The organism is Candidatus Pelagibacter sp. Uisw_136, assembly GCF_047720275.1.
In the GTDB taxonomy this organism is placed as follows: domain Bacteria; phylum Pseudomonadota; class Alphaproteobacteria; order Pelagibacterales; family Pelagibacteraceae; genus Pelagibacter.
The window spans coordinates 1,081,258-1,096,991 of the sequence record NZ_CP159812.1 but is presented as its reverse complement, the minus strand read 5'-3'; the positions used below and the strand labels follow the sequence as shown (position 1 = coordinate 1,096,991).

Annotated in this window: 17 protein-coding genes; 3 read left to right on the top strand and 14 right to left on the bottom strand. The window is 28.3% G+C overall.

The genetic code is table 11. The features are described from left to right. Position 1 precedes the first annotated feature (1 nt). From ABXT53_RS05900 to ABXT53_RS05850, 11 genes are read right to left on the bottom strand one after another with little or no spacing between them, the layout of a single operon-like run. Complete coding sequence (locus ABXT53_RS05900; RefSeq protein WP_415290241.1) at positions 2–1,072, bottom strand: lycopene cyclase family protein; 1,071 nt, start codon at positions 1,070–1,072, stop codon at positions 2–4. Continuing rightward, positions 1,059–1,910 (bottom strand): squalene/phytoene synthase family protein, encoded by an 852-nt coding sequence (locus tag ABXT53_RS05895; protein WP_415290240.1) that lies wholly within the window; start codon positions 1,908–1,910, stop codon positions 1,059–1,061. The genes ABXT53_RS05900 and ABXT53_RS05895 overlap by 14 nt, the downstream gene beginning before the upstream one ends. Continuing rightward, positions 1,910–3,367: a phytoene desaturase family protein gene (gene crtI / locus ABXT53_RS05890; RefSeq protein WP_415290239.1), complete on the bottom strand. Its 1,458-nt coding sequence runs from the start codon at positions 3,365–3,367 to the stop codon at positions 1,910–1,912. Before crtI ends, ABXT53_RS05895 begins: the two co-directional genes overlap by 1 nt. 39 nt (positions 3,368–3,406) lie before the next feature. Then, a complete protein-coding gene (locus tag ABXT53_RS05885) occupies positions 3,407–3,913 on the bottom strand; it encodes an ATPase (protein WP_415290237.1) in 507 nt (168 codons plus the stop codon). Next, the gene (locus tag ABXT53_RS05880; protein WP_415290235.1) at positions 3,894–4,484 is read right to left on the bottom strand and encodes a F0F1 ATP synthase subunit B; all 591 of its coding nucleotides are present in this window, start codon (positions 4,482–4,484) and stop codon (positions 3,894–3,896) included. The genes ABXT53_RS05885 and ABXT53_RS05880 overlap by 20 nt, the downstream gene beginning before the upstream one ends. Before the next feature lie 5 nt (positions 4,485–4,489). Beyond that, the gene (locus ABXT53_RS05875) at positions 4,490–4,717 is read right to left on the bottom strand and encodes a F0F1 ATP synthase subunit C (protein ID WP_006997791.1); all 228 of its coding nucleotides are present in this window, start codon (positions 4,715–4,717) and stop codon (positions 4,490–4,492) included. A gap of 19 nt (positions 4,718–4,736) precedes the next feature. Then, positions 4,737–5,471 (bottom strand): F0F1 ATP synthase subunit A, encoded by a 735-nt coding sequence (locus ABXT53_RS05870; protein WP_018413543.1) that lies wholly within the window; start codon positions 5,469–5,471, stop codon positions 4,737–4,739. Positions 5,472–5,483: 12 nt separating this feature from the next. Next, positions 5,484–5,759: an AtpZ/AtpI family protein gene (locus ABXT53_RS05865; RefSeq protein WP_271492225.1), complete on the bottom strand. Its 276-nt coding sequence runs from the start codon at positions 5,757–5,759 to the stop codon at positions 5,484–5,486. Between the two features lie 7 nt (positions 5,760–5,766). Continuing rightward, positions 5,767–8,340 carry a chromosome segregation SMC family protein gene (locus ABXT53_RS05860; RefSeq protein WP_415290234.1) on the bottom strand — a complete coding sequence of 858 codons (2,574 nt, stop codon included), beginning with the start codon at positions 8,338–8,340 and terminating at the stop codon, positions 5,767–5,769. Between the two features lie 8 nt (positions 8,341–8,348). After that, complete coding sequence (locus ABXT53_RS05855; protein WP_415290233.1) at positions 8,349–8,939, bottom strand: DsbA family protein; 591 nt, start codon at positions 8,937–8,939, stop codon at positions 8,349–8,351. After that, positions 8,936–9,424 carry a DUF721 domain-containing protein gene (locus ABXT53_RS05850; RefSeq protein ID WP_271525849.1) on the bottom strand — a complete coding sequence of 163 codons (489 nt, stop codon included), beginning with the start codon at positions 9,422–9,424 and terminating at the stop codon, positions 8,936–8,938. The genes ABXT53_RS05855 and ABXT53_RS05850 overlap by 4 nt, the downstream gene beginning before the upstream one ends. On the opposite strand from ABXT53_RS05850, the gene ABXT53_RS05845 reads away from it, so the two are divergent. Both ABXT53_RS05845 and ABXT53_RS05840 read left to right on the top strand, forming a co-directional pair. Further along, a complete protein-coding gene (locus ABXT53_RS05845) occupies positions 9,425–10,405 on the top strand; it encodes an A/G-specific adenine glycosylase (RefSeq protein ID WP_415278036.1) in 981 nt (326 codons plus the stop codon). It begins immediately after the preceding gene. Then, positions 10,405–11,556: an FAD-dependent monooxygenase gene (locus tag ABXT53_RS05840; protein ID WP_415290231.1), complete on the top strand. Its 1,152-nt coding sequence runs from the start codon at positions 10,405–10,407 to the stop codon at positions 11,554–11,556. Before ABXT53_RS05845 ends, ABXT53_RS05840 begins: the two co-directional genes overlap by 1 nt. Here the strand turns inward: ABXT53_RS05840 and ABXT53_RS05835 are convergent. The 3 genes from ABXT53_RS05835 to ABXT53_RS05825 all read right to left on the bottom strand — a co-directional run bounded on the left by ABXT53_RS05835 (position 11,553) and on the right by ABXT53_RS05825 (position 14,036). Continuing rightward, positions 11,553–12,623, bottom strand: coding sequence for a site-specific DNA-methyltransferase (locus tag ABXT53_RS05835; RefSeq protein ID WP_415286138.1), 1,071 nt, complete (start codon positions 12,621–12,623; stop codon positions 11,553–11,555). The two genes, ABXT53_RS05840 and ABXT53_RS05835, sit on opposite strands and share 4 nt — an antisense overlap. A gap of 121 nt (positions 12,624–12,744) precedes the next feature. Next, a complete protein-coding gene (locus ABXT53_RS05830) occupies positions 12,745–13,305 on the bottom strand; it encodes a ribonuclease HII (protein WP_415290230.1) in 561 nt (186 codons plus the stop codon). Then, positions 13,305–14,036, bottom strand: a complete 732-nt coding sequence (locus ABXT53_RS05825; protein ID WP_415290229.1) for a uracil-DNA glycosylase — start codon at positions 14,034–14,036, stop codon at positions 13,305–13,307. Before ABXT53_RS05825 ends, ABXT53_RS05830 begins: the two co-directional genes overlap by 1 nt. Before the next feature lie 110 nt (positions 14,037–14,146). On the opposite strand from ABXT53_RS05825, the gene ABXT53_RS05820 reads away from it, so the two are divergent. Then, entirely contained in the window at positions 14,147–15,733 is a 1,587-nt protein-coding gene (locus ABXT53_RS05820) for a tetratricopeptide repeat protein (protein ID WP_415290227.1), read from the top strand. Position 15,734: the final 1 nt, after the last annotated feature.

Below are 15,734 nucleotides of genomic sequence, written 5' to 3'. Positions count from 1 at the left end.
TTTATTTTAAAAGGGCTTTAATAAATAACCATTTTTTAGCTGTTTTAAGAATTATTAATAAATCTTGAAAAATATTACTCTTATTAGATAGAAATTTAATTACAGTTTCAGGAGAGTTATCAAACATTTTGAAAAATATATTTGGCATTTGGTTGGCATGATTATTTAAAACTCTTAAAAATATCTTATCTAGAAATTGATATTTTTTTTTAATTTCATATCTTCTTATTTTATCAATATTATCAATATTTTCTCTTATGAATCTGCTGTGTTCTTGAATATTCAAAAAAGTGTAACCAGTACTTAATCTAGTCATATGTCCTGCGGTACCTATATTTATTTTATTTTTTTCGTTAATATTTGATGGATAAAAAAGTGGTATGGCACCATTTTCTTTATAATTAATTTTGTAATTTTTAATATTTAGATGATTTTCAATGTAATTTTTTAATTGCTGGTCATAATCCATTTCCAGATCATTATTCATTTTAGATAACCACGTAGTTTCAACCATAGCCTTATTTTTACTAAAAGGTAGTGTGTAGAAGAAATGAACACTTTCATATTGTTGACAATCAAAGTCCATTAAATTCATGATCTTTTCATCAAAAACATCTTTAGTAGACTCGATCTCAATACCCTTAAAGTGTTGCCAAAGCTGATTTTCATTAGACTCTATTGAGGGAACACTATTGAAAACAAACGAATTATTTAAGCTTACCTCATTAATATTTTTATAAAATTCAATATTCGGATTTTGTTTCAGCGTGGAGTTTATTTTTTTATATAATAGTCCGCTATCAATTGATTGATAAGGTAGCTTATTACATTCTAAAAATTTAGTTTTGTTGGGTATATTTATAGAAAAATTATTCCAACTTTTTTTAACACAATCTTCAAAATTATGATTTGTTGTTTTCCAGAAAGACCAAGTTTTATCTCTTTTGTACTCTAATCTAGGTTCAATAATTGCTAATGTTTTATCTTTGAGTTTATTATGAGTTTCTAATTCGTATGCCAAAGATAACCCAGCACATCCACCACCAATAATTATATAATCAAATTCTTTCATTTAAATCTACTTCCTCACTAATTAAAAAGTGTTCATTATTCATATAACCACTTTTTTGTTTTGTTAAAAAAAGTGTTACTAAGTCAAATATAGAAAGAATAGTCTGATAGATTTTTGTAATATTATTTACATAAATCTTACCTGCTTTATTATAATTTTCTATATTCTTTGTTTTTAAAATTTTATCACCTATTTTCTTGTAAACTCTTCTTGCTACAAGTATTGCAAATCTAAACTTAAAGGGTATTTCCTTTATTGCTATAAAAGAGCTTTTGTAGAATAAATCAGCTAAAGTTAAGGTGTCGCTTATTGTCTTAAAATCATTCTTAATATAAAATCTATTAATCTTTGAGTCCTCCACAACATCTCTAGATATATTTGTTAGTTGCATTGCAATACCTAAATCTATGGCAGCTTTCATTGAATTATCATCTTTAACATTTAAAATTTTTGCCATCATCAGACCCACAGTACCAGCAACTCTGTAAGAATAAATTAACAAATCTTTTTTATTATTTAATTGAACTTTTTTATTTAAATCTGATTCAACACCATCAAATAAATCTTCAATAATTTTTATTGAAATTAAATGATGATCCATAAGATCCCACATATTTTTAATTATTATATTACTATAATTTTTATTAAGAAAATCATTTTTAAAAATTAATAGATTTTTTTTTTTAATATCTAATTCACCATCGTCATCTGCAATATTATCTACAGTTCTACAAAAATCATATAAAGACGAACACTTTTGATAGGTTTTTTTGGGTAAAAAGAAACCAGCCCAATTAAATGACTTTGCGTAAATAGACAGGTAGTTTTTATTAGACATTATATAATCTTATCTAGAACTTTTGCTGAGGATAGCACACCAGGAACACCTGCACCAGGATGAGTTCCTGCTCCAACAAAATACAAACCATCATAAATTTCTGATTTATTATGAAACCTAAAATATGCAGACTGTGTAAATTTGGGCTGGATCGAAAAACCTGATCCAAATTTGGTATTCAATTCATTTTCAAAATAATCTGGTGTTAAATAAAAATCTTCAATAATATTTTCTCTAAGATTGGGTAGTAATGCTTTTTCCATTTTATCTATTACTAAATTCTTCATTTTTTCACCTTCAATTTTCCAATCAATTTTGGATTGATTGTTTGGGACGGGCACAAGAACATAAAAGCAATCATTTCCTTCAGGTGCCATTGATTTGTCTGTAGCTGATGGCCTATGAAGGTAATAGCTTATGTCATCATTTAATTTTTTATTATCAAAAATATCACTCAGGTGTTCTTTATATTTATCACCAAACTTGATTGTGTGATGCTCAACATTTGGGTATGTTTTTTTTGTTCCAAAGTAGTAAACAAATAGACCCATAGAATACTGCATTCGATTTTGCTTCCATTTAAATAGAGAGCTTGTTTTATTTAGACTTAGAAGTTTTTCATATACAGCAGGAGGATCAGCATTGCATATTACATTATTTGAAAGTATTTCTTTTTGATTATCTAATTTTACTCCACTAATTTTTCCATTATTTGAAATTATTTCTGTCACCTCATGTCCTTTGATTAATTCAATTTCTTGTTCAATCATTAATTTTTCTAAGCCATTGATTATGTTTCCAGTCCCACCCATTGAGTAATGTATGCCCCATTTTTTTTCGAGATATAGAATTAATCCGTATATTGATGTTGTTGTAAAGGGGTTTCCACCAACTAATAGAGGATGCATACTTAACATACGTCTTAATTTTTCATTTTTTATATACGAAGAAACTAATGAATAAACTGATTTATAGCTTTTAAGCTTTAGTAGAGAGGGTAATTGCTTCATCATCACAAGAGGTTTATCAAATGGAACATCTGCTAATTCTGTGAAGCCTTTATCAAATATTTTTTTTGTGAATTTTACAAGCTGCTCATAGCCTTTAACATCTTCTTTGTTTATCTGCTCAATTTGCTTTTTCATTTGATCTTCATCACCAGAGTAATCAAATACACCTCCATCTTCATAAATAAATCTATACCAAGTTTTTAAAGGAGTGAGTTTTATGTAATCTTGAGACTTCTTATTAAATAAAGTGAAAAGTTCTTCAATTAGATAGGGTGCGGTAATTACTGTTGGACCAGCATCAAAAGTAAAACCATTTTTTTTAAACACTCTTGCTCTTCCACCTAAGTCAGGATGTTTTTCAATTAAAGTTACTTTATGATTTTTAGCTCTTAATCTTAATGCTGCAGCTATACCACCAAATCCAGAACCAATGACAATAGATTTCATTAAGTTAATTTATAGTTTTTTTAAAAAATTGTAAGGTAATTATAAGCTTATTTTTTTTAAAGCTATTTTTGTTTCTTCAAGGTTTTTCTCAAAAAGACTATCAAGCTTTGATTTATCAATAGAAGTATTAATAATTTTTTTAACTGAATCAACAGCAATTTTAATTGAAACATCTTTTATTTCTTTAAGTGCAGCTTCTTTCATTTGTGAAATTTTATTTTCTGCTAAATTCTTTTTAATTTCTGAAGATTTATGAAATTTATCATTCATTTCAATTATAAGGTGATCACTATCTTTTTTAGCTTGTTGCAAAATATCATTGCTTACTGTTTGTGCGGTATCAAGTTTATTTTGAGCACTATCTAGTAAAACCTTTGCTTCTTGTCTTAGCTTTTCACTTTCATCTATCTCATTTTTAATATCAAGGATAAGCTTATTTAAAAGTTCATTAATTTTTTGAGGTATTTTTAAATAAACTAAAGCTCCTATAAATATTAAAAAGGATATAGCTACCCAAAAAGTTGCATCAATTACCATAATATTCATCCATTTTTTTTCTTGAAAGATCTTCTACTATTGCAGAAATACTACTACTGTTAACTTCGGCTCCTATCAACTCTTGCAGTAAGTCTGAAGACGTCTCTTCAGCAATCCTCCTGATTTTTTCTGGTGCATTATCTCTAAAAGTTTTTATCTCAATCTCTGCTTTATTAACCTCTTCATCAATTTCTTTATCTAGTGCTTCTTTTTTTACACCAATATCTTTCAGCACTTTTTCTCTAGCTTGTTTAAAATAGTTTTTAGCCTCATTTTTGCTACCCAGTACTATCTTTTCGTATTCTTCAATTTTTTGTTCACTTTCTTCTCTTTTCTTCTCTGCAGCCTCAATATTTTCTAAAATTTGAGATTTTCTAGTTTCTAGGTTAGCACTTATTTTTGGAAGTATAAGTTTAGATAAAACAACATATAAAATTCCAAAAGTAATAATTAACCAAAAAATTTGAGAAACCCAAAACTCAGGATTTAATTGAGGCATTCCACCGCTTTCAGCTGCAAAAGCTTCCATAAAAAACAGGAAGCTTAAAAATATCGACTGAAAAAATATTTTTTTAATCATTAAATTTAAAATGCAAATAAAATAATTAACGCTACAACTAATCCAAATAGGCCAGTTGCTTCAGCTAAAGCAAAACCTAATAAAAGATTAGGAAATTGTTTTTGAGCTGCAGATGGGTTTCTCATTGCGCCAGAAAGGTAATTACCAAAAATAATTCCAATTCCAACACCGGCACCGGCTAGAGCTATTGCTGCTAGTCCTGCTCCGATCATTTTTGCTGCTTCTAATTCCATTATATCCTCCTTATGTTAGTTAATGGTGTAAATTTAATGCATCATTTAAGTAGATGCAGGTTAAGATTGCGAAAACATATGCTTGAAGAAAAGCAACTAGTATTTCCAAGCCAGTTAACGCAACCGAAAAACTCAGTGGAAGCCATCCACCAACTATTCCAAGGCTTATTACAAAGCCTCCGAAAACTTTCATCATAGTATGACCAGCCATCATGTTTGCAAATAAACGAACTGAAAGACTAACTGGTCTACTTAAGTAAGAAATTATTTCTATAACAACTATTAGCGGTAATAGTACAGCAGGCACTCCGCTAGGTACAAATAATTTTAAATATCCTAATCCATGTTTCATAAATCCAATAATTGTTACGCCCACAAAAATAAATGAAGCCAAGATAAAAGTAACAATGATATGGCTAGTTACTGTAAAGGCATAAGGGATCATCCCAAACATGTTGCAGAATAGCACAAACATAAATATTGAGAAGATAAACGCAAAGTAAGGTTTTGCTTTTGATCCTGCAGTATCACTAATCATTTTAGAAACAAAAGTATAGCTTAATTCAGAAAGAAGTTGCATCTTGCTTGGTAGTAAAGAATTTTTTTTTGACCCTAAATTAAAAACCAATAAGATTGCAAGTGAACTAATCACCATAAACAAACTTGCGTTTGTGAAAGAAATATCTATTGCCCCTAATTTAATCTCAGGTCCAATTCTATAAACTTCGAATTGGTTCATTGGGTTTGTAGCCATAATTTTTTAAGTCTATTTTTGCATATTTTTTGCAGATCTGAATACGTTTATAATTCCAGCAACAACACCTACAAAAAAAAATATTAATATTAACCAGGGCTTAGTACCAAAGGTCTTGTCTAAAATAAACCCTATAATTGTCCCAACTGCCACTGCAGACACTAATTCTGTACTTAATTTAAAGGCAGTACCAATAGAAGAGGGTGCCTCTTCATTTTTATATAGATTTTTCTTTGAAAGCTTAGTTTTTGCAATCTCCAAGCGAGTTTTAAGGCTATCTTTTGGCATTTATGTATTAAGCAACCATGCTCTCTGCTTTTTGTAAATCTACAGCAACAAGTTGGCTAATACCTTTTTCAGGCATTGTAACTCCATAGAGTCTATTCATTTTTGACATAGTTAGAGCATGGTGAGTTACGATAATAAATTTAGTGTCAGTTATTTTAGTTAAATCATCAAGAAGTCCACAAAATCTTGTTACGTTAGCATCATCTAGCGGAGCATCAACTTCATCCAACACACAGATTGGAGATGGGTTGGTAAGGAACACAGCAAAAATAAGAGACAAGGCTGTTAAAGCTTGTTCACCGCCAGATAGTAAAGTTATAGATTGAAGCCTTTTACCAGGAGGACTTACCAACATTTCCAAACCAGCTTCAAGTGGATCATCAGAGTCCACTAACTCTAGTTTTGCATTTCCACCATTAAATAGCTTTGTATAAACTTCATTAAATTTTCTATTAACTTTTTCAAAGGCTTCTAATAATCTTTCTCTTCCTTTTTGATTTAATTCATTAATACTTTCTTTTAATTTTATAATAGCAGACACAAGATCTTCTCTATCTTGTTCCATTTTTTTAATTTCTATTTCATATTTGCTGGTTTCTTCATCTGCCCTAAGGTTGACTGATCCCAATTTTTCTCTTTCTCTTTTTTTTTCATCAAGAGCTTCTTCTTGATCAACGGAATTGGGTAACTCTACAACACCATTTAAATTAGAATTTTCTAGAATATCATTTTCTTCAAGATTAAGTTCAGAGCTAACTCTTTCTAACAGATCTTCTTTACGTTTTTTTAAACCTTCAACAGTAGCTCCAGAACTTGCTTTTCTTTCTCTTATTTGAATAGATCTTTCTTGAACGTCATTTAACTCAATTCTCAAAGAGTTTATCTTTTTATCTGTTTCTTCGATTATTTTTTCATTCTCAATTTTTTCATTTTGTGAAATTCTTAGACCCTCTGTAGCTTGACCTTTTTTTTCTGCTTGAGCCTTGGGTTGTTGGTCACGTTCATTTAATTGTGATAATAATTTATTTTTTCTTTCAGTTAATTCTGTTACCATTTTTTGTGAGTTTGAAAGTAAGTTTTTCCAACTTTCAACTTCTGATTCTATAGCTTTGATTCTTTCATTTCTTTTTATAGACTCTTTTTTAATAGATTGGTTTTTACTAAAACTATCTGCATATTTTTCTTGAAGTAATTTTATATTGCTATTTTTTTCATCAATATCAGTTAATTTACTTTTACTTTCATCATTAGCTAAATTATTTAAGAAATTATTTAATTCCATTTTAGTTCTATCCAGTAATGTAAGAGCTTGGCTAGCTTCATTACTGTTTATTAATTCTTTAATTTTTTCGATTGTACTAATGACGTCTTTAATTGGGTCAATACTGATATTTATGTTGCCATTAGCAAATATTTCAATAATTTCATCTACAGCTTTTTGCTCTTCATTAAGTTGGTTTTTTGCCTTCTCAAGGTCTTCGTTTGATAATTTTTCTGTTTCAAAATATTTAGAGTCTATTTCTATTAATTCACTTTTTTCTTCTTTTAATCTTTTTTCATTTGAATTTGCATCTATTACAATTCCTTTTTCTCTATCAATATCCTCTTCGATTGTTTTGAGAGATTTTTTAAAATTTTCAATCTCATCCTGTGTTCTTACATTTTCTTCATCTAGACTTTGTAATTCTAAGTTCAATCGTTGTATTCTTGAAAGGTTCTCAATATTTTTTTCTCTTAATGGAGAAACTTTATCTGTTTCAGTTTTAATTAAATTTTCAAACTGAGAAATTTGTTGATTGAAGCTGCTCACTTCTCCCCCAGCTTCATTGTTAATTTCATTTTCTATTCTAATTTCATTATCAATGTCTAATAATTTTAGATAATACAAACCTGCTTCAATTTTTTTTATTTCTTCAGATATGAGCTTATATTTTGTGGCTTCTTCTGCTTGTTTCTGAAGGTTTGCTAGTTGTTTTTCTTGTTGTCTTCTTAATTCATCGGCTCTTTTCAAATTTACTTCTGCTGCGTTTAATCTAAGTTCAGCCTCATGCCTTCTAACATGTAATCCTGAAATATTAGCTGCTTCTTCTAAAATTGCACGTCTGTCTGTAGGCTTGGCAGTCACTAAGGCTCCAATACGTCCCTGACTAATCATTGATGGTGAATGAGCGCCTGTAGATAAATCTGCGAAAAATATTTGAGCATCCTTAGCTCTAACTTCTTTGTCGTTTATGTAAAATTTTGAACCCTTATCTTTTTCAATCTTTCTTCTAACCTCTATATGATCTAAATCTTTATATTGCATTGGACCATCATGACTTGCGTTAGCTACACTTATTGAAACTTCTGCTATATTTTTAGAAGACTTATTAGATGTACCATTAAAAATAACATCTTCCATACCTGAACCACGCATACTCTTAGCTGAGGTTTCACCCATAACCCATCTTAAGGATTCTACAATATTAGATTTCCCACAACCGTTAGGACCAACGATGCCAGTTAAGCCATGCTCTATTAGAAAATTTGTTTTTTCAGCAAATGATTTAAATCCATTTAATTGGATTTTTTTAAACTCCATGAACTAACTTATATCAGTTTTTCGAGATATTTTTTTAAATTCTTATAATTTAGGGCTTTATCAAACTTTTTGTCATTAATTATTATCGTAGGAGTAGCATTAACTTCAAATTTTTTTACCCCATCGATTCGATCATTTAAAACGTAATCTTCTATAGCTTTATCATTCAGGCATTTTTCAAAATTTACATTCACATTTTCACCTTCTAAGAATTTTTTCAAATAACCTGTTGCTTCTTTTGGTGTTTTTCCTCTAGCCCATTTTTTTTGGCCAGAGTACAAAATATTCAAAATATTTGAATTACCATCGTTATTACATTGTGCAATTTTTGATGCATTAAATGCAGCTAAATCTAATGGAAAATGTCTAAATTCAATTCTTACCAACCCTTTATCAATGAAGTCTTTTTTTAGTTCTGGATACACATCTTTATGAAAGTTTGCACAGTGACCACAAGTCAATGACTCGTAAGCAATTATTGTTATTTTGGCACTTTCTTCACCCTCGGTAATTCTTTTAATTATTTCATTATCTGCAGCAAACGCTTTAGCGGAGAAGATTATAAATATTATAAATAATGCTGAGGTTAATTTTTTCATCGTTGTTTAAATAGTTTTGTTAATTCAAGTAATGATTTTTTTATTTTATCATTTTTAATACTATTTATTCTATCTGCATATTTAATATTTGTCACATGGTTTTCATTAGCATCTAATTTTTTGAATTTTGTTTGAACATCATCAAAACTTATAAATTTCAATTTTTCAACAACGGCATAGCCAAAGAAACTATTCATTTTATCCATTATTATTTTTTTTGAATATTCTAAATCAATTTCGTGCCCTCGCTTCACCATAATTTGAAGAGTACTTACTCCAAATTTATTCGAATTTTTAAAGGATTTGGGATAGCATATTTTAAAAAGATCATCTCCAACTATGTACTTCCAGTTATTAAGTGTTTCAGAAAATATATGACCCTTTTTTTTGATTATTTTTTTAATATTTTTTGGCAAAGTGTCTTTAAAAGACCTTAAGCCTTGAATAGTTTTAAACCTCTGCTTAGTATTATTTTTAAAATGCATATGACTAAATCCATACTAACAAATAAAATTCTTTATTGGTACGATAATAATAAAAGACCACTCCCATGGAGAAAAAAGCTATCACAAGTTAAGCGAGAATATTACACATTAGTAAGTGAATTTATGTTGCAGCAAACACAGGTTGCAACTGTAATTCCGTATTTCAATAATTTTATAAAAGATATTCCTGATATTAAATCTCTATCAAAAATTAAGGAACATAAACTTTTAAAGTATTGGGAAGGCCTTGGTTATTATTCAAGAGTACGAAACTTAAAAAAGACTGCACAAATATTAGAAAAAAATTTTAATAGAAGATTGCCAAGCACGATTGAAGAATTAAAATTATTACCTGGAATAGGTGACTACACTTCTAATGCAATAATGGCAATTGCCTTTAACAAGCCATTTATTCCCTTAGATGGAAATATTGAAAGAGTAATTAAAAGATTATTAAATTTAAAATTACCCAAAGAAATTACAAAAGATAATCTTGTTAAGAGTAAAAAAATATTAGGTAATTCAACTAGAGCAAGTGCTTATGCGCAAGCGCTAATGGAGCTAGGCGCATTGATTTGTCGACCTAAAAATCCTCTATGTCACCAATGCCCTTTAATTAGAAATTGTAAGTCTTTTAAAAAAAAAGATTTTGAAATAATAAAAGAAAGAAAAAAGAAGATTGATAAATTTTATTTGTTAGAAGTTTACAAAAAGAATAATAAATTTTTACTGATAAAAAATACTAAATTTAATTTTTTAAAGAATCTACAAATATTTCCCATGAAGCAAATATCCAAACCTGATAATTTAGCGAAAGCTTTAAACTTCAAGATATCAAATATGAATATGAATGTAATTATCAAGTTTTCCAAGTTAAAGGGTGCAATTTCTAACTCTTCTTGGATTGATAGCTCTAGGCTTGATGATTATACTTTGCCCACATTTACTAAAAAAATTTTTAATTATTTAAAAAAAGATTAATGAAAAATATAGTAATAATAGGGGCAGGTATTTCAGGTCTGTATATTGCAAATCTTTTAAGTAAAAACTCAAATTATAAAATTACAATTTATGAGAAAAATAGTTCTGTTAACTTGGAAAAAGGATATGGAATTCAACTTTCAGTTAATAGTATTAAATTATTAAATCAAATAAATTTTCAAAAAATTCAGGCAGAAGATAAATTTCACCCACATAAACTAGATTTCTACTCCTTAAAAAAGAATAAGAAAATATGTGATTTAGATATATCCATGTTTAACAGCACTGATACAAAATATACTACCTTACAGCGCTCTACTTTAATTAATTTCTTAAAAGATGGGCTTCATGAAAATATTATTCATTATAATAAAAAAGTTATAAAAATTAATGAAGAAGTTGAAAATAAAGAAGTTTCTTTTGAGGATGGTTCATCTGTTAAATGTGATTACTTGATTATTTCTGATGGAACTTTTTCAAAAACAAAATCATTAATTGCCAATAAAGAAATTAAACCAAAGTACTTTAACTCTATTGCTTTAAGAGCAATAATAGACCAGGATGCCCTTAAGGGTATTAACCCAGAGAATATATCTTTATTTTTAGGATCCAACTTACACTCAGTTCTTTATCCAGTTAATAGCAAAGGACAGTTTAATTTTATTAGCATTCTTAGAAAAAAGCTTAGTACTAAAGAGTTATCCGACTATTCTTTATTTGAGAACAAAGATTTTACTGCATCTATTATATCTGAAATATCAAAACAAGTAGCTCCTGAAACAATTAACAATCTAAGAAGCATTAAATGCTTCCCAATATTTGTGAGCTCTAAGGTGCATGAACCAAAAAATAAAAATACCTTTATCATTGGGGATGCTTTTTTTGCTTTACCCCCAACCTTTGCGCAAGGTGCCTCTCAATCAATAGAGGTTGCTCATGAACTGTATAAAAATTTAGAAAATGAAAATACTCAATTCAACTCTGAAAGAGTTAAAAGGGTAAAGATGATTGATATGAAATCAAAACTTAATTATTTTGCTTTTCATTTATCTAACCCATTAACAATTTGGATTAGAAACTTAATAATACAAAAATTAGTAAAAAATAAAAAATTTATTAACAGCTATCTTGGTAAAATTTATAAAGACTAATTTTTAGAAATTAATCTTTGTCTCAAATTATCAATTGGCACAGAAACACCATTCACTGTGCAATGCCAATATGTCCATCCATTACAGCTTTCAGAGCCAAGTATTGTTGCTGCAACTTTATGAATCGATCCTTCAGCTTGATTATGTTTGATACTTCCATCTGCCATTATCTTAGCAACTATTTTTTTCTTTTGATCAAAAATACTTGTTCCAGGCTTTATTATTCCAAGCTCCACTAAAGATCCAAAAGGTATTCTAGGCTTGGATCTATTATTTTTTAGAGTGTCTAAAAAATTATCTTCTAAGGGTTTTGTATTTTTTAACCTTTCTTCGGCTGCTTTAAAATAGATCTTCTCTTTTTCTATACCGTAATATTTTCTACCTAATTTTTTTGCAACTGTTGCGGTTGTTCCAGATCCTAAGAATGGATCTAGAATTAAATCGTCCTTATTTGATGATGCCAATAAAACTCTATGTAATAAAGATTCTGGTTTTTGAGTGGAGTGAACTTTTTTACCATTTTTCTTAAGTCGCTCCGCTCCATTACAAATAGGTAAATTCCAATCAGATCTCATTTGAAGATCGTCATTTAAACATTTCAAAGATTGATAGTTAAAAGTATATTTTGACTTTTCGCTTTTAGAAGCCCAAATTAAAGTTTCATGAGCGTTCGTAAATCTTGTTCCTCTGAAATTAGGCATTGGGTTATTCTTATTCCAGATAACATCATTTAAAATCCAAAAACCTAAGTTTTGTATTGCAGTTCCTACTCTAAAAATATTATGATAGCTTCCGATAACCCAGATGGCTCCATCCTTTTTTAATATTCTTCTACATTCAGAAAGCCAGGCAACTGTAAAGTCATCATATTTTTTAAAGCTTTCAAACTGATCCCATTTATCATTAACAGCACTGACTTTGCTTCTGTCTGGTCTCGTAAGGGGATTTTTTAATTGTAAATTGTATGGTGGATCAGCAAAAACAAGATCAAAAGTTTCGCTTGGAATTTTTTTTAATTCCTCGAGACTGTCACCATTAATAATCTTATTTTTAAAATTGTTTTCCATTTTCTATAAAACAATTAGACTCCAAACGGATTCCATGGTCAACCTGTGATTGAATTAAATGGATTCAATTTGTGTTTATTATTTCTTAAACAACCAGATCTTGTGTTGTTATTATTAGGATTTATAGAAGATCACTAATAGGTGAAAATGTTTTACGGTGATATTTGGTAATACCAAATTTCTTAATAGCTTTTAAATGTTCTTTGGTTCCATAACCAGAGTTTGTATCCCATCCATAATTATTAAATTCTTTTGAAAGTTTTGTAATAAATTTATCTCTACTGACTTTTGCAATAATTGATGCAGCAGAAATGCTTGGAATTTTTTGATCTCCTTTAATTATATATTCTAATTTATAGTTTTTTAGGTCAGGCAGTTTGTTGCCATCAATTAAAACAAGTGAAGGTTTTGTTTTTAATTTAAGAATAGCTCTTTTCATTGCAAGTAAACTTGCATGCAATATATTAATTTTTTCAATTTCTTTAGTCGATGCCTGGCCTATAGCCCACATAGAATTTTTTTTAATATATTTTTCAAGCTCCTCTCTCTTGTCTTTTGTTAGAGTTTTTGAATCCTTTAATAATCTTTTATCAATAGAATTATTTAATATGACAGCTGCAGCATAAACGGGTCCAATTAAGCTTCCTCTACCAACCTCATCAACACCTGCTAAGATTTTCATTAAATGGATAGTTTTAGTTCTAAGATTTTTTGTTTAATCTTTTTTAAGTCATCCCATGAATGTTTTTTATTTTCAGGAGCTCTTAAAAGATAAGAGGGGTTAAAAGTTATGATAACGTTGTAACTTGTATTCTTGACAATTACTTCCTTCCATTTTCCTCTCTCAATAGAAATTTTACTATTTAAGCCTGTTAAAGATTCCATAGCAGTACTACCCATAAGAATTATTATTTTAGGATTTATTATTGAAATATGTTTTTGTAAAAATTGAGAATATCTTTTAATTTCTGTAGAGTTTGGCTTTCGATCTTCAGGGGGTCTAAAGTTTACTGCATATGTTGTATAAATATTTTGTTTTTCAATATTTATTGCAATTAGCATTTTTTTTAAAAGATCTCCTACCTCACCCATAAAAGTTAATCCGGAGTTATCTTCTTCAACACCTGGGGCTTCACCAATTATCATTATTGGGCTATTAATATTTCCATCTCCTAAAACCATCTTTTTTGAATTATTCTTTAAGCTACAATCGCTAATTGAGTTTATTTGCTCTTTAAGATCCACAAGCTCTTTAACTTTATCTATTTTTTGAATACTCAGACCTTTTTTTAAATCATTACTACTATTTTTTAGTCTATTGATTGGGTTTTCATCAAAAATAAAGTCAGACCCAGTAGAGTTTAAAAACTCTGAGTCATAATTCGTATTTTGATTTATTACTTTTTTAGACATAGAATGGCCAAATGTTGGTAAAGTTTTTTAAATTATTTTTAATATTATTACTTTATCAGAGTCCATTATACTCAAAAAATACCAGTTTAAACAATTTTAATGCTAGGTATTTGTCTAATTATTTTTCAGGAATTGTAGCTTATGAAAACTTAGATAATACGGAAGCTTTAAAATTTTTTAATTCATCAAAAATATTAATAAAACAGCATGATGCCTATCTTGAGAGGTATATATTTTCTTTAGTTCTTGATGGCAAAGTTAAGAAAGCAATTAATCAAGTTAAACAAAGTTCAACAAAAAACAATTCTGACTTTTTTCAGGCTAATCTGTTACTGGCAGTTGATAGTTTAAAGAAAAAAAATTTTAAAAAAAGTAAAGTTTATATCGATAGATCATATGAATTTATTAATAATGATAGATTTTCTTTAATCATTGCAGAAACCTTCAAACAATACCTATCTGTTTTTGAAGAAAAAAAATTAATGAAGCAAAAAAATACATTTGGAAATTTTTCATTTATTAATGAAGTTTTTCAACGATGTTATTTAAATGATAAAGATACTGAGAAATATTTTGGTAGATTAATTAATTCACAAAATGATGCTGATTATTCAAGGTATTCATTTTTTTTGATCAGTTATTTAATTGAGAATGATAATTATGATGAGGCAAAAAAAGTTACTAATAATTTTGATTATTTAAATTCATCAGTATTAATTTCTCAAGGAAAAAAATGGATAGAAGATAGAAATTTAGATAATTTTCAAGATATTTTTTCATGTACTAATTCGAATGACATCGTTAGTGAGTTATTTTTTCTAATAGCAAATCTCTATTCATCTCAGAATGATTATGAGAAATCAAATTTTTACTTAAATATAGCAAACTATTTAAATCCTAAATTTATCTTCAATTTGTCCTTATTAGCTGAAAATTATTATTGGAGTAATGATTATTCAAATACATTAAAAACTCTTGAAGCATTTGATAAAAAGCATGAATTTTATTATTGGTTTAAGTTAAAAAAAGAGTCTCAAATTATTTCAAAAAAATCTGATCAAAAAACATCTCTAAATTTTATCAATAAAAAATTTAAAACAATTAAAAATCCAAATAAAAAAATTATATTTGATATTGCAAATATACATAAAAATGCAAAAAGATATATTGAAGCGATAAGTTTTTATGATCAAATACTTTTAAAAATGGACGTTAATTCCGACCTATATGCAGAAATATTATATAGGCGTGGAGGAAGTTATGAAAGATCTGGAGATTATATAAAAGCAGATAAAGATTTATTAAAATCTCTTGAAGCAAATCCAGATGATGCTTATGTTTTAAATTATTTAGCTTATTCATGGCTGGAAAGAGAACATAAAATTGATACTGCTCTTACAATGCTTGAAAAAGCTTATGCAGCCAGAAGCAACGATCCATATATTATTGATTCAATCGGTTGGGCATATTACTTAGTCGACGAATATGAGAGGGCAGAAAATTTTCTTAAAAGGGCAGTTGAACTAATGCCCCAGGATCCAATAGTTAACGATCATTACGGTGATATTCTTTGGCAGCTGGATAGAAAAATTCAAGCAAGATATTTTTGGCAAGCTGTTTTAAATTTAGATGAGACAAAAGATGCCATGAAAGAAACTATTAAAAATAAATTAATAGAGGGATTAAAAAATTCCTAAA